Annotated in this window: 17 protein-coding genes; 11 read left to right on the plus strand and 6 right to left on the minus strand. The window is 71.4% G+C overall.

Features of this window, described 5'->3' with window-relative positions:
- Positions 1-57: 57 nt before the first annotated feature.
- The 3 genes from BIU91_RS11260 to pepN form a co-directional block, all read right to left on the minus strand.
- A complete protein-coding gene (locus tag BIU91_RS11260; RefSeq protein ID WP_253183751.1) occupies positions 58-519 on the minus strand; it encodes a globin in 462 nt (153 codons plus the stop codon).
- A gap of 56 nt (positions 520-575) precedes the next feature.
- The gene (locus BIU91_RS11265; protein WP_071405520.1) at positions 576-1,640 is read right to left on the minus strand and encodes a mechanosensitive ion channel domain-containing protein; all 1,065 of its coding nucleotides are present in this window, start codon (positions 1,638-1,640) and stop codon (positions 576-578) included.
- A gap of 75 nt (positions 1,641-1,715) precedes the next feature.
- Positions 1,716-4,295, minus strand: a complete 2,580-nt coding sequence (gene pepN, locus BIU91_RS11270; protein ID WP_071405521.1) for an aminopeptidase N — start codon at positions 4,293-4,295, stop codon at positions 1,716-1,718.
- Between the two features lie 213 nt (positions 4,296-4,508).
- On the opposite strand from pepN, the gene BIU91_RS11275 reads away from it, so the two are divergent.
- A complete protein-coding gene (locus tag BIU91_RS11275; RefSeq protein WP_245164596.1) occupies positions 4,509-5,069 on the plus strand; it encodes a disulfide bond formation protein DsbA in 561 nt (186 codons plus the stop codon).
- A 121-nt stretch (positions 5,070-5,190) separates the two neighbouring features.
- Here the strand turns inward: BIU91_RS11275 and BIU91_RS11280 are convergent, their stop codons facing one another.
- Positions 5,191-5,709 carry a GNAT family N-acetyltransferase gene (locus tag BIU91_RS11280; protein ID WP_071405522.1) on the minus strand — a complete coding sequence of 173 codons (519 nt, stop codon included), beginning with the start codon at positions 5,707-5,709 and terminating at the stop codon, positions 5,191-5,193.
- Here BIU91_RS11280 and BIU91_RS11285 point away from each other — a divergent pair.
- Genes BIU91_RS11285 through BIU91_RS11295 form a run of 3 tightly spaced genes read left to right on the plus strand, consistent with a single transcriptional unit; the run spans position 5,708 to position 7,850 of the window.
- Positions 5,708-6,349, plus strand: coding sequence for a helix-turn-helix transcriptional regulator (locus BIU91_RS11285; protein ID WP_084741142.1), 642 nt, complete (start codon positions 5,708-5,710; stop codon positions 6,347-6,349). The two genes, BIU91_RS11280 and BIU91_RS11285, sit on opposite strands and share 2 nt — an antisense overlap.
- A gap of 46 nt (positions 6,350-6,395) precedes the next feature.
- Positions 6,396-6,884: a ribose-5-phosphate isomerase gene (locus BIU91_RS11290; protein ID WP_027464669.1), complete on the plus strand. Its 489-nt coding sequence runs from the start codon at positions 6,396-6,398 to the stop codon at positions 6,882-6,884.
- 36 nt (positions 6,885-6,920) lie between these two features.
- On the plus strand, positions 6,921-7,850 hold the full coding sequence (locus BIU91_RS11295; protein ID WP_071405523.1) for a DNA-formamidopyrimidine glycosylase family protein: 930 nt from the start codon (positions 6,921-6,923) through the stop codon (positions 7,848-7,850).
- A gap of 41 nt (positions 7,851-7,891) precedes the next feature.
- Here the strand turns inward: BIU91_RS11295 and BIU91_RS11300 are convergent, their stop codons facing one another.
- Together BIU91_RS11300 and BIU91_RS11305 are read right to left on the minus strand one after the other, a co-directional pair.
- Positions 7,892-9,364 (minus strand): amidohydrolase family protein, encoded by a 1,473-nt coding sequence (locus tag BIU91_RS11300; RefSeq protein WP_071405524.1) that lies wholly within the window; start codon positions 9,362-9,364, stop codon positions 7,892-7,894.
- The gene (locus BIU91_RS11305) at positions 9,361-10,020 is read right to left on the minus strand and encodes an FMN-binding negative transcriptional regulator (protein WP_071405525.1); all 660 of its coding nucleotides are present in this window, start codon (positions 10,018-10,020) and stop codon (positions 9,361-9,363) included. The genes BIU91_RS11300 and BIU91_RS11305 overlap by 4 nt, the downstream gene beginning before the upstream one ends.
- A gap of 179 nt (positions 10,021-10,199) precedes the next feature.
- Here BIU91_RS11305 and BIU91_RS11310 point away from each other — a divergent pair, with 179 nt between their 5' ends.
- The 7 genes from BIU91_RS11310 to BIU91_RS11340 all read left to right on the plus strand — a co-directional run bounded on the left by BIU91_RS11310 (position 10,200) and on the right by BIU91_RS11340 (position 18,747).
- A complete protein-coding gene (locus BIU91_RS11310; protein WP_071405526.1) occupies positions 10,200-11,786 on the plus strand; it encodes an ABC transporter substrate-binding protein in 1,587 nt (528 codons plus the stop codon).
- A gap of 8 nt (positions 11,787-11,794) precedes the next feature.
- Positions 11,795-13,189 carry a M14 family zinc carboxypeptidase gene (locus BIU91_RS11315; protein ID WP_071405527.1) on the plus strand — a complete coding sequence of 465 codons (1,395 nt, stop codon included), beginning with the start codon at positions 11,795-11,797 and terminating at the stop codon, positions 13,187-13,189.
- Positions 13,189-14,130 (plus strand): ABC transporter permease, encoded by a 942-nt coding sequence (locus BIU91_RS11320; RefSeq protein WP_071405528.1) that lies wholly within the window; start codon positions 13,189-13,191, stop codon positions 14,128-14,130. Before BIU91_RS11315 ends, BIU91_RS11320 begins: the two co-directional genes overlap by 1 nt.
- Positions 14,127-15,017: an ABC transporter permease gene (locus BIU91_RS11325; RefSeq protein ID WP_071405529.1), complete on the plus strand. Its 891-nt coding sequence runs from the start codon at positions 14,127-14,129 to the stop codon at positions 15,015-15,017. Before BIU91_RS11320 ends, BIU91_RS11325 begins: the two co-directional genes overlap by 4 nt.
- Positions 15,018-15,101: 84 nt before the next feature.
- The gene (locus BIU91_RS11330) at positions 15,102-16,511 is read left to right on the plus strand and encodes a serine hydrolase (RefSeq protein ID WP_071246673.1); all 1,410 of its coding nucleotides are present in this window, start codon (positions 15,102-15,104) and stop codon (positions 16,509-16,511) included.
- Positions 16,508-17,089, plus strand: a complete 582-nt coding sequence (locus BIU91_RS11335; protein WP_071405530.1) for a MarR family transcriptional regulator — start codon at positions 16,508-16,510, stop codon at positions 17,087-17,089. The genes BIU91_RS11330 and BIU91_RS11335 overlap by 4 nt, the downstream gene beginning before the upstream one ends.
- A complete protein-coding gene (locus BIU91_RS11340) occupies positions 17,086-18,747 on the plus strand; it encodes an ABC transporter ATP-binding protein (RefSeq protein WP_071405531.1) in 1,662 nt (553 codons plus the stop codon). Before BIU91_RS11335 ends, BIU91_RS11340 begins: the two co-directional genes overlap by 4 nt.
- Positions 18,748-18,750 lie beyond the last annotated feature (3 nt).

The following is an 18,750-nucleotide window of genomic DNA, read 5'->3' on the forward strand; positions in this document are numbered from 1 at the left end:
CGAGACGCCGCCGGATTCGGCGGCGTCTCGACGACACGACGGCGTGTGCCGCGCGCGTCAGTCGAAGGTGTTCGTCATCGCGTGGGCAGCGCGGTCGAGGTAGCCCCAGAGCTCGGCTTCGTCGAGGGGTGCGAGCTCGAGCGACTCGACCGCCTCGTGCATGTGGTGGAGCCAGCGTTCCCGCGCCTCGGACGTGATGCGGAACGGGTTGTGCCGCATCCGCAGGCGAGGGTGGCCGCGCTGCTCGCTGTAGGTGCCCGGGCCGCCCCAGTACTGCTGCAGGAAGGCGGAGAGGCGCCAGATCGCACCCTCGAGGTCGTCGGCCGGGTACATCGGCCAGATGACCTCGTCCTGCTGCACGCCCTCGTAGAAGCGCCGGACGAGCCGGTCGAAGGTCGGGGCGCCGCCGATCCGCTCGTACAGCGACCCGGTGGCCGAGGCGCCGTGCTCCCCGACGCGCAGGGTGATCGGCTGCGCCGGGACGCCGACCGAGCCTGGCACCCCTGGGGCACCGGGCATGCCGAGCGAGCCGCGTGCTCCGGGCGCGCCCGTGCCGCTCGGGGGTGTGGGGTCGGTCATCGGGGGTCCTTCCCGCTGTCGGGGTCGTCGGTGCGGATCGGCTGCCCGAGGATGTTGCGCTTGGTGCGCCGGGGCTTCGTGGGTGCCGGCGTCGGCTGGGTCCGGACGGTGCGCAGGCCGTTGATCGAGGTGGCGTTCTCCCAGCCCTCGGGCATGATCATCGCCATCGCGGGCAGGGTGATGCCGAGGTCGTCGACGGCGTGCTTCAGGCGGGTGCGGAGCTCCCGGCCGACGACGTCGAGCTCGGACGCGCGGGTCTTCACGACGAGGCGGAAGACCATGCCGGCGTCGGTGATCGACTGCAGCCCCCAGATCTCGGGCTTCTCGACGATCCGCTGCCGCCAGCGGGACTCCTGCGACATCGTGACGGCGGCCTTGAGCAGGGCGTCCTGCACGGCGTCGATGTCGGTGTCGTAGGGGACGGTGATGTCGACGAGCACGCGCGACCAGCCCTGCGACAGGTTGCCGACGCGCAGGATCTGGCCGTTCGGCACGAACCACAGGATGCCGTTCACGTCGCGGATCTGCATGACGCGCAGCCCGACGTTCTCGACGACGCCGGTGGCCTGACCGGTGTCGACGACGTCACCGACGCCGGCCTGGTCCTCGAGGATCATGAAGATGCCGGACAGCAGGTCCTTCACGATGGACTGGGCGCCGACGGCGAGGCCGGCTGCGACGAGCGATGCACCGCCGACGATGCCGACCGCGGCGCCCTTCCACACAGCAGTGGCGATGATGACGAGTGCGATCGCGACCACGACGACGGTGGCGAGGTTCTCGAGGACGCTGCCGAGCGTCCGGGTGCGCTGGACGACCCGAGCGGTCTGCACGGGCGACGCGATGAGGGCCTGCGTGTCAGCGGCGCCCTGGCGCTTCTTGACGCCGTTCACGATCCGGTCGACGACCTGCTTGATCATCCGGCGCAGGATCAGCCGGAGGATGATCGCGGCGATGATCGTGATGACGATCGTGATCGGTGCCTGCCAGGTGTCGACGAAGTCCGTGAACGCGTTCGAGACCAGTTTGGACGTGTCTTCGGTCGTTGCAGCCAAGTTCATATCCGGTCGATGCTAAGCGGCGGGGCCTCGGCATCCCTGGAGGAACACCAAGACCCCGCCGGATCAGCGCAGGGGTCAGGCGTCGGCGGCCTGGACCCGGAGTGCGCGCTCGGTGCCCGCGAGGCTCTCGGACACGATGCGGCGCAGCGCCGGCGTCTCCGGGTGCTCCTCGAGCCACGCGGCGGCGGCGTCACGGAGCTCGGCCGACGCGAGCGGCGCCGGGTAGAGGCCCGAGACGATGGTGTCGGCCATGTGGTAGCTGCGCTCGGCCCAGATGCGCGTGAGCACCTCGAAGTACTTCGGCACGAGGCCCTCGAGCAGCACCGGGCTGTTCACGTGCTGGAACCCGACCGTGGTCTGGCGCACGATGGCGTTCGGCAGCTCGGACGAGTCGACCAGCGACGAGAACGCCGCCAGCTTGCCCTCGGCCGTGGGGATCGTCGCCCGGGCGCGGGCAGCAGCCTGCTCGCCCGACGCGGTCTTGTCCGCGGCGAGCTCGGCGTCGATCTCGGCGTTGTCCGCAGCACCCGCGAGCACGAGGCCCTCGAGCAGCTCCCAGCGCAGGTCGGTGTCGATCTCGAGGCCCTGCAGGGTGACCGATCCGTCGCGGAGGCCCTGCAGGGTCGCGACGTGCTCGGGCGTGGACGGGACCTGCGCGAAGAACTTCACGAACTGGAACTGCGCGTCCGAGCCGGCCTCAGCCGAGGACGCGAGCTGCCAGAGCGTGTCGCCGACGGTGCGGACCGTGGCCTCGACCGAGCCCGGTGCCACGTAGTTGCGTGCGGTGAGCAGCAGCTGCGAGAGCGTCGTGCGGATGGTCGTCGACTCGGTCTCGGTCGCGATGTTGCCCAGCACGAGGCGGACGTAGTCGCTGGCCGGGGACTCGGCGTCGCGCGTGGCGTCCCACACAGAACCCCAGACGATCGAGCGGGCGAGCGGGTTCGCGATCGACGCGAGGTGCTCGATCGCGGTGCGCCGGGAGTGCTCGTCGAGACGGATCTTGGCGTAGGCCAGGTCGTCGTCGTTCAGCAGCACGAGGTCGCCGCGCTGGACGCCGACGAGCTCGGGCACCTCGGTGCGGGCTCCGTCGACGTCGATCTCGACGCGGTGGACCCGCTCGAGCTTGCCGCCGGCCGAGGCCGTGTCGGCGCCGAACGGCGCGGACTCGTCGTTCCGGAAGGCGTACACGCCGATCGCCAGACGGTGCGGGCGCAGCGTCGGGTAGTCGGCGGGGGCTTCCTGCAGGACGGTGAACGACGTGATGACGCCGGACTCGGCGGTCTCGATCTCGGGACGCAGGGTGTTCACGCCCGCGGTCTCGAGCCAGAGCTTCGACCACTCGGTCAGCTCACGGCCGCTCGTCGCCTCGAGCTCGACGAGCAGGTCGCGGAGCTCGGTGTTCGAGTGGTGGTGCTTCTTGAAGTACGCGGAGACACCGGCGAAGAACGCGTCGATGCCGACCCAGGCGACGAGCTGCTTGAGGACCGAGCCGCCCTTCGCGTAGGTGATGCCGTCGAAGTTGACCTGGACGTCCTCGAGGTCGTTGATCGTCGCGACGATCGGGTGCGTCGAGGGGAGCTGGTCCTGGCGGTAGGCCCAGGACTTCTCCATGGCCTGGAACGTGGTCCAGGCCTCGGTCCACTCGGTGGCCTCGGCCGTGGCGATCGTGGAGGCCCACTCGGCGAAGGACTCGTTGAGCCACAGGTCGTTCCACCACTTCATGGTCACCAGGTCGCCGAACCACATGTGGGCGAGCTCGTGCAGGATCGTGACGACCCGGCGTTCCTTGATGGCGTCGGTGACCTTCGACCGGAACACGTAGGTCTCGGTGAAGGTGACCGCGCCGGCGTTCTCCATCGCACCGGCGTTGAACTCCGGCACGAACAGCTGGTCGTACTTGTCGAAGGGGTAGGCGACGTCGAACTTCTCCTCGAAGTACGCGAAGCCCTTCTTCGTGATGTCGAACACGTACTCGGGGTCGAGGTACGAGGCGAGCGACTTGCGCGCGAACACGCCGAGCGGGATCGTCCGGCCGTCGCGGCTGGTCAGCTCGTCGCGCACGACCTCGTACGGGCCGGCGACGAGCGCGGTGATGTAGCTCGAGATGCGCGCGGTGGGCGGGAAGGCCCAGGTCGCGACGTCGCCGTCGACGTGCGGCTCCGACGTGGGGGAGTTCGAGACGACCTGCCACCGCGACGGCGCCGTCACGGTGAAGGAGAACTCGGCCTTCAGGTCGGGCTGCTCGAACACCGCGAACATGCGGCGGGAGTCCGGGACCTCGAACTGGGAGTACAGGTACACCTCGTCGTCCACCGGGTCGACGAAGCGGTGCAGGCCTTCACCGGTGTTCGTGTACAGCGCGTCGCTGACGACCACGAGCTCGTTCTGCTCCTGCAGGTCGTCGAGCTGGATGCGCACGCCGTCGTTCACCGCGGCGACGTCGAGCGCCGAGCCGTTCAGCGTGATCGAGTGCACGGTCTTCGTGATGGCGTCGATGAAGGTCGATGCGCCGGCGGTGGCGGTGAAGCGCACCCGCGTGGTGCTGCCGAAGCTGTCGGCGCCGCGGGTCAGGTCGAGCTCGACGTCGTACGTCTGCACGGCGACGACGGCCGCGCGCTCCTGGGCTTCGATTCGGGTGAGGTTCTCTCCGGGCACGCAACGCTCCATCTTCGCTGGGGACGCGGACGATCGGTGTCCGCGTACGGGGCCCCGGACGGCGTCGTGCGCCGGCGGGACGATGGGTTCCAGCCTAGCGACGCCGCGTACGCTCGGATCGTGACCGAGACGACTGTGGACAACCCGACCGACCCCACCACCGCGCGCACCGCCGTGGAGTTCTGGTTCGACCCGAACTGCCCCTGGGCCTGGATGACGAGCCGCTGGGTGGGTGAGGTCGCCGAGCACCGCGACCTCGACGTGACCTGGAACGTGATGAGCCTGTTCGTCCTCAACGAGGACCAGGACGTGCCGGAGAGCTACAAGGAGCGCCTGCACGCCGGTCAGGTCTACCCGCGCATCGTCACGGCGGCGCGGCTCCGGCTCGGGCAGGACATCGTGAAGCCGCTCTACGACGCCCTCGGCGAGCACATCCACCACCGCCAGGAGTCCGACCCGGAGCAGGTCGTCCCCGCCGTGCTCGCCGAGCTCGGCCTCGACGCCGACCTGCTCGAGTACGCCTGGACGGACGAGGTCGACGCCGCCGTGCGCGCCAGCCACCAGGACGGCATCGACCGCGTCGGACAGGACGTCGGCACGCCGGTCATCGCCGTCGAGGGCACCGCGTTCTTCGGACCGGTCATCTCCCCGGCGCCCAAGGGCCAGGAGGCGCTCGACCTGTGGGACGGCGTCGTCGCCGTCGCGAAGTACCCCGGCTTCTTCGAGCTCAAGCGCTCGCGCACCGTCGGCCCGATCTTCGACACCACCGACTGACGTTCCGGAACCAGGTTCCGGACACAGCACCGCGGGATCGCGTGGTTCCGTGTCCGGAACCAGGTTCGGTTCGTCGACGGGCGGCCGGGAGGCCCGTGGTGCGCCCGCCCCGCCCGTCGCGTCAGACGAGCGGCAGGCGCATGAGCGTCAGGTCGAGCCAGCGCTCGAACTTGCGTCCGACCTCTGGCACGACCGCGACCGTGGTGAACCCCAGGCGTTGGTGCAGGGCGATCGACCCCGTGTTGGTGCTGCAGATCCCGGCCATCATGACGTGCCGCCCCTCGGCGGTGGCCCGCGCGACCAGCTCGGCCATCAGGGTCGTCGCGATGCCCCGGCCGCGGAACGCCTCGACCACGTAGACGCTGTGCTCGACGGTGTGCCGGTACCCGTCCGGCTGCCGCCACTGCGAGAACGTGGCGTAGCCGGCCACGACGCCGTCGACCTCGGCCACGACCACCGGGTACCCGCCGCCCTGCCGCTCGGCGAGCCACCCGTCGAAGTACGCACGCGGGTGCGGGGTGTCCTGCCAGATGGCCGTGGAGTGCAGGACGGCGTCGACGTGCAGGGCGTGCACGACGTCGAGGTCGTCGGGGGTGCAGTCGCGGATCACGACCCCGTTCGTCGCATATGCTGTCGTCATGTCTCACATCGTAGACGACGCGCACGCCGATCCCGCAACCGGCGCCGACGACACCTCGGTCGCCGAGCAGCGGGCGCTCGGCGAACGCCTCCAGCGACTCCGCACCGAGCGGAAGTGGAGCCTCACCGAGCTCGCCGAGGAGTCCGGCGTCTCCCGCGCGATGATCAACCGGGTCGAACGCGGGGTCTCGAGCCCCACCGCGACGATCCTCGGTCGCCTGTCCGGTGCCTTCGGCCTGACGATCTCGCAGCTCCTCGACGATGCCCTGGAGCACGAGGTGCCCAGGGTGACGGACCCCGACGAGGCGCGCGGGGTGCAACGGGGCGCGACCGCCGATTCCTGGACCGATCCCGACACCGGGTACCGCCGCCGTCCGGTCTCGAGCGCGGCGTTCCCCGCTGACGTCACCGAGGTGCGCCTCCCGGCCGGCCGCGAAGTGGCCTACCCGGCGTCCGCCTACGCGTTCCTGCGGCACTGCATCTGGGTCGTCGACGGCGTGCTCGAGGTCGTCGTCGGCGGCGAGCCGACGCGCCTGGCGGCGGGGGACCGGATCGAGCTCGGCGACCCCGCCGACGTCGTCTACCGCAACCCGGGCGAGGACCCCACCCGGTACCTCGTGGTGGTGGTCCGCGCACCGTAGTCCGTGGTGGTCCGGGCCCGGGAGCCGCAGGAATATGATCGGTTCCATGCGCATCCACCTCGGAACGGACCACGCCGGCCTCGAGTTCAACAAGACCCTCGCAACCCACCTGACCGAAGCCGGGCACGAGGTGGTGGACCACGGTCCGACCGAGTACGACGCGCTCGACGACTACCCCTCGTTCTGCATCAACGCCGCGCACGCCGTGGTGCAGGACCAGCGCGCCGGCGTCCAGGCGCTCGGTGTCGTCTTCGGCGGTTCCGGCAACGGTGAGCAGATCGCCGCCAACAAGGTCGAGGGCATCCGCGCCGCGCTCGTCTGGAACGAGTCGACCGCCCTGCTCGCCCGTCAGCACAACGACGCCAACGTCATCTCCATCGGTGCGCGCCAGCACACCGAGGACGAGGCGATCCGGTTCGTCGACCTGTTCATCGCCGAGCCGTTCTCGGGCGAAGAGCGCCACGCCCGCCGCATCGCCCAGCTGGCCGAGTACGAGACCACCGGGCTGATCGCCGGCCGCCAGATCGACGCGTAGTCCGGCCCGTCAGGGGTACCGGGTAGAACGGTAGTCATGCCCGAGGGTCACTCCGTCCACCGCATCGCCAACCAGTTCACCCGGCACTTCGTCGGCAAGCGCTGCGAGGTGTCGAGCCCCCAGGGGCGCTTCGCCGCCGGGGCCGCGCAGCTCGACGGCAAGCGCATGATCGCCGCGCGTGCGGTGGCGAAGCAGATGTTCCTGGAGTTCGAGGGCGACCTGTTCCTCCGCGTCCACCTCGGCCTGTACGGGGCGTGGGACTTCGCGGGCGTGATCTCCACCGCCGAGGCGCTGTCCGACGACGACGACCGCGAAGAGTCGCTCAGCTCGATCGGCGCCCCGCGGCTCGCCCGCTACCGGATGGCCGAGCAGGAGAAGGCGGAGGACCCGATCGAGTCCTTCCCGCCGGACCCCGTCGGCCAGGTCCGGGTGCGGATCCTCACCGAGGACACCGTCGCCGACCTGCGCGGCCCGACCGCGTGCGTCGTGGAGACCCCGGCCGAGGTGCAGCGCGCGCTCGACAAGCTCGGCCCCGACCCGATGAACGACGACGGGCCCGAGGCCGAGAAGACCTTCGTCGACAACGTCCGGCGTCGGAACGTCGCGATCGGGCAGCTGCTCATGGACCAGTCCGTCGTGGCCGGCATCGGCAACATCTACCGCGCCGAGCTGCTGTTCCGGCAGCGCATCGACCCGTACAAGCCCGGCAAGAAGATCACCGTCAAGCAGGCCAAGGCGCTCTGGTCCGACTGGTCGAAGCTGTTGCACGACGGCGTCCGCGACGGCCTGATGATGACGATGGACGACCTGTCCGAGGCCGACCACAAGAAGGCCCTGCGCTCCCGCAAGGACCGCCATTGGGTCTACCACCGCCAGGGCGAGCCGTGCCGGGTGTGCGGCACCGAGATCCGGATGGCCGACATGGCCGGTCGGAAGCTCTACTGGTGCCCGAAGGACCAGAAGTAGCTCACGGGGCACAGGCGCACCCGCCCGCTCACACCTCCCGGTCACAGCTCCCGGTACGTGAACCGTCCGGCGACGGCCGTCCCCAGCACGCGCATGCCGCGCAGTGCGGCGGACGACGACGCGGCCAGCGGGTCGGACTCGACGAGCACCAGGTCCGCCACGTCGCCGACGGACACCCCGACGCGCCCGTCGGTCGACCCCTGCCACGCGATGAGTGCCGAGAGCCGTTCGGCCGGGTGCCACGGGTCCCGCCCGTCGCGGTCCCGACCGACGGCCGCCGCCATCGACACCCACGGGTCGAGCGGCGCCACCGGAGCGTCCGAGCCGAGCAGCAGGCGCGCTCCGGCCCGGGCGAGCGACGCGAAGGCGAAGGCCCGGTCGGTGTGCCCGGCCCAGTGCCGGTCGGCGATGTCCCGGTCGTCCATGGCGTGTTCGGGCTGCACGGACGCGGCGACCCCGAGCCGGGCGAACCGGTCGACGTCGGTGTCGACGAGCAACTGCGCGTGCTCGATGGTGCCGCGGGCCCCGACGGTCTCGAAGACGTCGAGCGCCAGCGTGTTCGCCCGGTCGCCGATCGCGTGGATCGCGGGGACGAGTCCGGCGTCGACGGCACGGCGGGTGATCGCGACGAGCTCCTCGAACGGCCAGGCGAGCACACCGGAGCCGTCGGTCATGGCGGCGGTTCGGGTGCCGAGCGACCCGTCCGTGACCACCTTAAACGGCCCCATCGTGAGCAGGCCCCGCGTGCCGTCGACCACGTCGCCGGTCCGCAGCCCCCGGGCGATGGCCTCGTCGAGCTCGGCCGGGTACACCCCGGACGCGACCCGGATCGCGTCGGTGCCGGCGTGGATCCGGCGGCGCCAGCGGTCGAGCCCGAAGCGCATCTCGAGGTCGACCACGCCCGTCACCCCGCGGGCCGCCGCGGCCTCGGCAGCGTCCGCAACGTAGGCGTCGAGCAGGTCGTCCGGCACCTGCGACAGCGCACCGGTCACGTCGAACGCGTCCTGCTCGCGCAGGACCCCGTCATCGCCCGCCTCGAGCGGTCGGCCGACAGCAGCCGAGAAGTGCGCGAGCGCGAGCGCGTTGCACCACACCGCGTGCAGGTCCGCGCTGATCACGACGACCGGGAGGCCCGGTGCGGCACGGTCGAGCAGCTCACGTCGTGCAGGGCGCGGCCACATCCCGTCGCGGTAGCCGTGTCCGACCAGGACGCGGTCCGCCACGCCCGCCCGCGCGACGGCGGCGAGCAGGTCGGCGGTCGCCTCGGCGGAGCCGCAGCCGGTGACGTCGACACGGCGGCGGACGAGTGCCCACTGGTCGAAGTGCGTGTGGTGGTCGCGGAGCCCCGGGCCGAGCCAGGCGCCGGCGGCCTCGACCACGTCGGTGTCGACGCTCGTGGGGTCGAGCGTGCCGGTCGGCGCGATCTCGGTGACCAGCCCGTCGACGACGCGGACGTCGGCAGGGGCCCCGGAGGTGCCCACCCGCCGGACGGTGCGGAGCAGGATGTCCGTCACCGTCCCTCCAGGCCGTTCATCGGGGACGGGACCGGCCGGACCCGCTCGACCTCGTCGGCGAGCGCCGGCGACGCGTAGGGGCCGTCGCCCCGCAGCCCGGCGACGATGCGGTCGATCACCTCGGGAGCCTTGTTCTGCGAGAGCTTGGCGCGGGCGTCGAACCGGGTGACGCGGATCCGGATGCCCACGGTGCCCTTGGCGATCCGGCGGGCGGTCTCCTCGTCGATCTGCAACGACACGGGCGAGGGCATGACCCGCTCGAAGTGGTCGACGAGTTCGCCGAGCACCCGGAAGTTCTCGTCGTCGGACAGGATCTCGGGGGTGCCCCAGACGTGGGCGGTGACGTGGTTCCAGGTGGGCACGAACTGCTCCGGCGGGTACCAGGCGGGGGAGACGTAGCCGTGCGGACCCTGGAACACGACGAGCACCTCGTGCTGTCCGAGTTCGTGCGCGACCTCGTCGGGGCGGCCGACGTGGGAGACCAGGACGAGGGCGTCCGGGTCGTCGTCGGGGCCGGGGGCCTCGAGCAGCACCGGGTAGTGCGAGGCGACCAGCCCGGCCGCGGTGTGGGACACGATCGTCGCCCACGGGTTCCCGGTGATGAGGCGTCGGACCTCGTCGACGTCGGTCATCAGGAAGTGCGGTGTGTGGCGCATGTTCCGAGCGTGGCACAACGGGCCCGGTCGCGCGACGGGTGTCGTTTCGTCAGTGTTTCTGCGCGGTAAAACTCTCAGAGCGCATTGAAAGAAGTCTTGTGGTCGGGATTCGAACCGTCCTAGCTTTCCCACCACGACGACCGGGCAGGGATCCGGCCGCACCCGATCGAGGAGAGATCATGCGACGCAGGACGATCGCCGCGCTGGCCGCGGCGGCAACCTTGGCACTGGTGGCGACCGGCTGTTCGGCGGGCGGCGCGGCCGACGACGAAGCTCCCTCGAGCCTGGTCTACGCGACCGGCGAACCCGACCACCTGACCCCGGGCCGGCAGACCGTGGCCTTCGACCAGGTGATGAGCGTCTTCGCGCCGCTCACCCAGACCGACGCCGACGGTGACCTGCGGTACGTGGCGGCGAAGAGCGTCGAGAGCGACGACGCCACCACGTGGACGATCACGCTGCGGGACGGCTGGACGTTCCAGAACGGCGAGGCCGTCACACCGGAGAGCTACGTGAAGGCCTGGAACCACGTCGCCTACGGCCCGAACGCGTGGGAGAACAGCGGTCAGCTCGCCGGGATCGTCGGGTACACCGACCTCAACCCGGCGAAGGGCACCCCGAAGACCAAGGAGATGTCGGGGCTCAAGGTCACCGGCAAGGACACCTTCACGGTCACGCTCACCCACGCGGACAGCCAGTTCCCCCTGCAGCTCAGCCAGGCCCAGACGGCGTTCTACCCGATGCCCGAGGCCGCCTACGACGACCTGAAGGCGTACGACAAGAAGCCGATCGGCAACGGCCCGTACGAGATGACGAAGGCGTGGAAGGCGGACCAGGAGTTCACCGTCACGGCCTGGAAGGACTACGAGGGCACGAAGCCCGCCACCGACGAGGTGACCTTCCGCAGCTACTCCGACATGAACACCGCGTACACCGACGTCCTGGCCGGCAACGCCGACGTGCTGTTCCTGCCGACCGACAAGATGACGAGCGCGAAGGCCGACTTCGGCGACCGCCTGCACTCCTTCGACGCCCCCGGCATCGACTACCTCGGGTTCCCGCTGTGGGACGACCGGTACTCCGACCCCGACGTGCGCCGCGCGATCTCGATGTCGATCGACCGTGACGAGGTCAACGACGCGATCTACGGCGGCCTGTACGACCCGGCCACCGCGCTGACCCCACCGTCGATGTCCGGCACCGAGGAGGGCATCTGCGGCGACGCCTGCGAGTTCGACCCGGCAGCGGCGAAGAAGCTCCTCGCCAGCGCCGGCGGGTTCGACGGCACCATGACGCTCGTCTACCCGGGCGGCACCGGCCTCGACTCCCTGTACGAGGCGTACGCCAACCAGATCCGGCAGAACCTGGGCGTCGACGCCGAGGCGAAGGCCACCACCGACTGGGCGTCCTACTACTCGGAGCTCACGGACAAGACCGTCGCCGGCCCGCACTTCGGCCACTGGGGCGCCCTGTACATCAGCCAGCAGAACACGCTCCGTGCGCTGTTCACCACGGCCGGCGGCTGCTCCCCGTGCACCGGCTACTACCAGTCCGACGACGTCGACTCGCTGCTCGCGAAGGCCGACTCCGCCGGGTCCCAGGACGAGGCGAACGGGTACTACACGAAGGCGCAGCAGGCGGTCCTGCAGGACTTCCCGATCGTCCCGACCTTCTTCGACAAGTACTCCTACGTCACGAGCGACAAGATCGCGAAGCTGCCGGCGGTGGCGGGTAGCCCCGTGATCGCGCAGATCGCCGTGAAGTAGGGCGGGGCATGGAGCAGCACACCGTCCTCGACCTGGTCCGCGACGTCCCCGACCGCGACGGCTTCCCGCTCGTCGACGACCTGCACGCCCGGTTCGCCGCGCTCGCCGCGGCGCACCCGGACCGGGTCACGGTCACCCGGATCGGCACGAGCCGCCTCGGCGAACCCCTGCACAGCTACCGCATCGGCACCGGGTCGCACGCGGCCGTCGTGGTCGGCGGGGTGCACCCGAACGAGCCGATCGGTTCGTGGACGGCGCTGCACCTCGCCGAGACGGCCCTCGGTGACGAGCGGGTGGCCGGGCTCGACGTCACCTGGCACATCGTCCCGACGATCGACCCGGACGGCATGCGGCTCAACGAGGCGTGGTTCCACGACCCGCACGACCGGGTCTTCTACTCGCGGCACTTCTACCGGCCGGCCCCGGACAGCCAGGTCGAGTGGACGTTCCCGAACAGCTACAAGTCGGTGTACTTCGACCAGGTGCTGCCCGAGACGCTCGCGTTCATGCGGCTCATCGACGACACCGAGCCGGACCTGCTCGTGAGCCTGCACAACGGTGAGATGGGCGGCGTCTACTACTACCTGTCCGAGGACCTGCCCGACGTCGTCGACACCCTGCACGCGGTGCCGGCCGCACTCGGGCTGCCGCTCGACACCGGGGAGCCGGAGTCCCCGTACCTGCGGGAGCTCGCCCCGGCCGTGTTCGCGATGGACGGCATCGAGACGGCGTACGCCTACCTCGAGGAACTCGGCGTCGACCCCGGCGAGCACATCCACGGCGGATCGAGCGCGGCGTGGGCGATGCGGCACGGCGCCCTCTGCATGGTGGCCGAGCTGCCGTACTGGAGCCACCCCGACGCCGACGACCAGACCCCGACCGACGAGCCGTACGCCGACCTGCTGCGCCGGTGCGCGGACGAGCTCGGTGCCTCGGGTGCGGAGCTGCAGGCGTTCCTCGACGAGGCGTCGCCGATGCTCTCGATCCCGTCCCCGTTCGTCGAGGCCTCCCGTGCGTTCGTGCCGATGCTCGTCGGGATGGCGGACACCGACCGCCGCCGTGCCGAGCGGGAACCGGTCGACCGGACGGCCACCGTCGCGGAGCGCTTCGGCTGCGAGGACCTCGTCCGCTGCTTCCGCCTGCGCTACGGCGGCATGCTCCTGCGCGCCGTCGAGGCGGAGACGACCGCCGGTACGGCGTCCGCGCCGCTCCGGCGGCTCCGCGACCGCCTGGCCGAGCGCTACGCGCGCTGGCAGGCGGACGCGTCGACGGGTGCGCAGCCGATCCCGGTGGGGAAGCTCGTGGGCGTGCAGTACGGGGCGATCCTCGCCTGCGCGGCGCACGTGACGGACCCGACCCGCGCCTCCCGTCCGGTGTCGGCGGCCGTGTCGGGAGGCGCGTGATGCGTCCGACGCTCGCCGTCGGTCGCCGACTCGGCGGCCTGGTCATCGTGTTCCTCGGGGTGACCTTCCTCATCTACGCGATGACGTTCGCGCTGCCCGGCGACCCGATCAAGGCGCTCGGCGGCGAGCGCCCCCTCACCGACTCGGTCGTGCGGGCGCTGCGGGCGGAGTACCACCTGGACCAGCCGCTGTGGCTGCAGTACGTGCAGTACCTGGGCGGACTGTTCCGTGGTGACTTCGGCACCGACTTCAACGGGCAGTCCGTCGGCGAGCAGATGGCCTCGCGGTGGCCCGTGACGATCACGCTGGCGCTGAGCGCCTGGGCGCTCGAGATCGTCCTCGGCATCGGGCTCGGCGTCGTCTCGGCGCTCAGGCGCGGCACCGTGCTCGACAAGACGGTGCTCGTCGGCACGATCGTCGTCGGGGCGGTCCCCGTGTTCGTGCTCGGCGTGGCCCTGCAGCTGGTGTTCTCGGTGCGGCTGCACTGGTTCCCGGTCGCGGGCGTCGCCGCCGGGTGGCCGACCGCGTACGTCCTGCCGGCGTTCGTGATCGCCCTGTTCGGCCTGGCCGCGGTGTCCCGGCTCACCCGGACGTCGATGATCGAGACGCTCGACGCCGACTACGTCCGGACGGCCCGCGCCAAGGGGCTCGCGCCGGGCCGGATCGTCGGCGTGCACGTCCTGCGGAACTCGCTCATCCCCACCGCCACCTACCTGGCGACCGACCTCGGGTACCTGATGGGCGGCACCGTCATCATCGAGGGCATCTTCAACCTGCCGGGCGTCGGGAACCTGCTGTTCCAGGGCATCCGCTCGCACGAGGGTGCCGTCGTCGTCGGCATCTCGACCGCCCTCATCCTGGTGTTCCTCGTCACGAGCGTGCTCGTCGACCTGCTGCACGCCGCCCTCGACCCGCGCGTCCGGACAGGAGCCTCCCGATGACCACCGAAGCCCTCGGCGCCACCGTCGACCCTGTCGTCGGGGTCCGGCGTCGGCCACTGCTCGCCGCCGCACGGACGCCGGGGTTCTGGGTGCCCGCGTCGGTGCTCGTGGTGATCCTGCTCATCGCGGCGTTCCCGCAGCTGTTCGCCGGGCTGTTCGGCCACGGCGACCCCCGGGTGTGCGACCTCGGCCGGAGCGGGGCGTCAGCGACCGCCGGGCACCCGTTCGGCTTCGACCTGCAGGGCTGCGACGTGTACGCGAACGTCGTCTGGGGCACCCGGTCGTCGATCGCCGTCGCGGTGCTCACGACCCTGCTCGCCGGCATGGTCGCGGTCGTCGTCGGGACCGTCGCGGGCATGGTCGGCGGATGGGTGGACGCCGTCCTCGCCCGGCTCACCGACGTGTTCCTCGGGTTCCCGTTCCTGCTCGGCGCCGTCGTCGTGCTGAACAGCGTGGGGGAGCGGTCGGTGCTCACCGTGTCGCTCGTGCTCGCCCTGTTCGGGTGGCCGACGATGGCCCGGCTCGTGCGGTCGAGCGTCCGCAGCGTCCGGGGCGCCGAGTTCGTGCTCGCCGCCCGGACGATGGGGCTGTCGACGTGGCGGATCACCACCCGGTACGTGTTGCCGTCGTCGATCTCGCCACTGCTCGTGCTCGCCACCATCACCGTCGGCGGGGTCATCGTGTCCGAGTCGTCGCTGACCTACCTCGGCATCGGGCTGGAGCGTCCGGCGATCTCGTGGGGGCTGCAGCTGTCCGCGGCGACGTCGCAGTTCCTCCGGGCCCCGCACATGCTCATCGCCCCGGCGGCGTTCCTCGCCGTGACCGTGCTCGCCGTCATCGCGCTCGGCGACACGCTGCGCGCCGCGCTCGACCCACGTCGGCGCTGACCGGCACGGCATACGCCGCGTCGCGGCGGGCACCGTCGCGACCGACGCGCCAGACTCGAACCACCGCCCTTCGAAAGGACCACCGTGACCGACACCCTCTCCGCGTACCGGAAGACCCTGCCCTACATCCGCGAGTGGGTGTCGTACAAGGTGTGGCAGCTGCGGGTGCCCGGCGTGCAGGTCGCCGTCGGCTTCGGCGGCGAGGTCCTGTTCGACGAGGCCTGGGGCTACGCCGACGTCGAGGCCGGGCGCCGCCTGACCACCACCGACCTGTTCCGCATCGCCTCGCACTCGAAGACCTTCACCGCGACGGCCCTGCTGCAGCTGGCCGAGCGCGGGTCGCTCCGGCTCGACGACACCGTCGGCACGTACGTCCCGGCACTGGTCGACGGTGGCTCCCCGCTCGCCGACGCCACCCTGCGCGAGCTCATGGAGATGGGTGCCGGCGTCATCCGCGACGGACACGACGGCGACTACTGGTCCCTGCTCCGCCCGTTCCCCGACGAGCAGGAACTCCTGGCGCTCGTGCTCGACCGGGGCCAGAAGGTGCCGACCGGCTCGTCGTTCAACTACTCGAACCTCGGCTACTCCCTGCTCGGCCTGGTCATCGCCGCGGTGTCCGGCCAGTCGTACAACGACTTCGTACGTGAGTCGATCACCGAACCCCTGGGCCTGCGGAACACCGGCCCCGACTGGGACCCCGCACGCGCCGACGACTTCGTGGTCGGGTACACCGGCTTCCACACCGCCCGGCACCGGCAGCGCATCGACCACGTCGACACCCGCGCGATGGCCGCCGCCACCGGGTTCCACGGCACCGCATCCGACCTGGTCCGCTACTTCTCGCAGCACGTGATCGGGCAGGGCACCCTGCTCGACGACCACTCCAAGCGCCTCGCGCAGCGGAAGGCCTGGAGCGCCACCGACGACCCCGCGGCCCGCGGCTACGGTGCCGGGTTCATCGTCGACCGGATCGGCGGGCGCGAGATCCGCGGCCACTCGGGCGGGTTCCCGGGGCACATCACCCAGTCGATGTTCGACCCGGCATCCGGGCTCGTCGTGTCCGTGCTCACGAGTGCCGCCGCCGGACCCGCCACGCTCATCGCCACCGCGGTCATCGCCATGCTCGACGCCGCGGCCGACGCCGACGCCCCGGGGACCCCGGTACCCGACGACGTCGACACCGCCGCCTTCACCGGGCGCTTCGCCAACCCGTGGGGCGTCACCGACGTCGCCCGGATCGGTGACCGGCTCGTCGAGGTCGACCCGTCCGGCCCCGAACCGATGGACACCCCCACCCGGCTCGAGGTCGTCGACGCCGACACCCTGCGGATGACCCACGGCAACCGCTTCGGCTCCGTCGACGAGGACATCACCTACACCCGCGACGAGGACGGCACCGTGCGGGCGATCCGTGGCGGCGGCGGCATGTCGCAGGAGCCGTGGTCGATCCCGGACGAGCGACCCGAGGTGGCCGCCGGGCTGGCCTCGTGACGGACGACAGGGGCACCGACGGCACCGACGGCGCCGGCACCGACGCCGCCGACGACCGGCTGCTCGGACCGGAGCGCCAGGCCTTCGTCGAGGAGTTCGCCCTGATGCTCAACGACGGCGCGGGCATGCCGCTCACCGACGCCCGGGTGCTCGGCTACCTGATGATGACCCGCGCACCGCACTCGTCGTCGTCCGACCTGCAGGCAGCGCTCGGCGCCAGCTCGGGGTCGGTGTCGATGGCAACCCGGCGGCTCGTCGACTCCGGGTTCGTGAAGCGCCACATCGTCCCCGGCGAGCGCAGTCACTACTTCCGGGCCGAGGCCGACGTCTGGGGCTCCTGGCTCGCCAGCGAACGGAAGTACCTCGACCGGCAGCGCGACATCATCGGCCGCGGGCTCGCCGTCGTCGAGGGTGCCGGCCGCACCGGCAGGGGCGACGTGGACGCCGAGGTCCGCGAGCGTCTGCTCAACGGCCGCGACTACATGCAGTGGCTGCAGGGCTACCACCGCAAGATGCTCGAGGAGTGGGAGGCCTTCAAGGCCGCCCGCGACGACACCGACCCCCCGGAGACCCCATGAGCGGCACCACCGACGTCCTGACCGTCGAGCACCTCACCGTCACCTTCGACGTCGACGGCGAGGTGGTCCGCGCCGTCGACGACGCCTCGTTCGCCGTTGCCCGGGGCGAGGTCGTCGCGGTCGTGGGGGAGTCCGGCTCCGGCAAGAGCATGACCGCGATGACCGCGATGGGCATCGCCCCCGACGGTGCGCGCGCCTCGGGGAGCATTCGGCTCGGCGACCTCGAGGTCATCGGCACCGACGAGCGCACCCTCCGGTCGGTCCGGGGCCGCAGCGTGTCGATGATCTTCCAGGACCCGTCCGCGGCGCTGAACCCGGTGTTCACCATCGGGTTCCAGCTCGCCGAGGCCGTCCGACGCACCGACGGCCAGCACGACCGCGCCGCCGTCCGGGAGCGCTCGCTCGAGCTGCTCCGCGCCGTGGAGGTCCCCGAACCCGAACGCCGCCTGGGCCAGTACCCGCACGAACTCTCCGGCGGGCAGGCCCAGCGCGTGATGATCGCGATGGCGCTCGCCGCCGACCCGGACCTGCTCATCGCAGACGAGCCGACGACCGCCCTCGACGTCACCGTGCAGGCCGAGGTGCTCGACGTCCTCCGCGCGCTGCGCGAGCGCACCGGCACCGCGATCCTGCTCATCACCCACGACATGGGCGTCGTCGCGGACCTCGCCGACCGCGTGGTCGTGATGCGCCGAGGCCGCGTCGTCGAGACCGGCACCGCCGAGGCGGTCTTCGCCGCACCGTCCGCCGACTACACGCGCGAACTCCTCGCTGCGGTCCCGCGCATGGGCACCGGGTCCGGCCTGGAGGCCCGGCTCGGCTCCGCCACGACGCCCCCGGCCGCCGTCCTGGACGTCCGGCACCTCGTGGTCGAGTACGGCGGCGCCCTGCGCGGGCGCTTCCGTGCCGTCGACGACGTGTCGTTCACCGTCGGCCGTGGCGAGATCGTCGGCCTGGTGGGGGAGTCCGGCAGTGGCAAGACCACAATCGGCCGGGCCGCGGTCGGCCTCGCGCCGATCACCTCGGGCTCGGTGGTCGTCGACGGCACCGACGTCGCCGGCGCACGGCGAGCCGCCCGCCGGCAGATGCGCCAGCACGTCGGCGTGGTGTTCCAGAACCCGCTCCGGTCGCTCAACCCCCGGTACACCGTCGGGCAGACCGTCGCCGAGCCGCTCCGCCAGATCCTCCGGCTGCCGGCGGTGCAGGTCGAGGAGCGTGTCGAACGGCTCCTCGCCGACGTCGGTCTCGACGGCGGGTACGCCGAGCGCTACCCGCACGAACTCTCCGGGGGCCAACGGCAACGCGTCGCGATCGCCCGCGCGGTGGCGCTCGACCCCGCGCTCCTGATCGCCGACGAGCCGACGAGCGCACTCGACGTGTCGGTGCAGGCCCGCGTGCTCGACGTGTTCCGCGAGCTGCAGGAGCGCCTCGGGTTCGCGTGCCTGTTCGTCACGCACGACCTCGCCGTGGTCGACACCCTGTGCGACCGGGTCGTCGTGCTGCACGGCGGCCGGGTCGCCGAACACGGCACGCGCGACGCCATCCTGCGCTCGCCCCAGGACCCGTACACACGACGGCTCATCCAGGCCGCCCCCGTGCCGGACCCCGGGGAGCAGGCACGCCGACGCTCCGAGCGCCTGGCGGCCCGCGCGGGCTGAGCC

The sequence above is a fragment of the Curtobacterium sp. MMLR14_002 genome (assembly GCF_001864975.1).
Classification (GTDB): domain Bacteria; phylum Actinomycetota; class Actinomycetes; order Actinomycetales; family Microbacteriaceae; genus Curtobacterium; species Curtobacterium flaccumfaciens.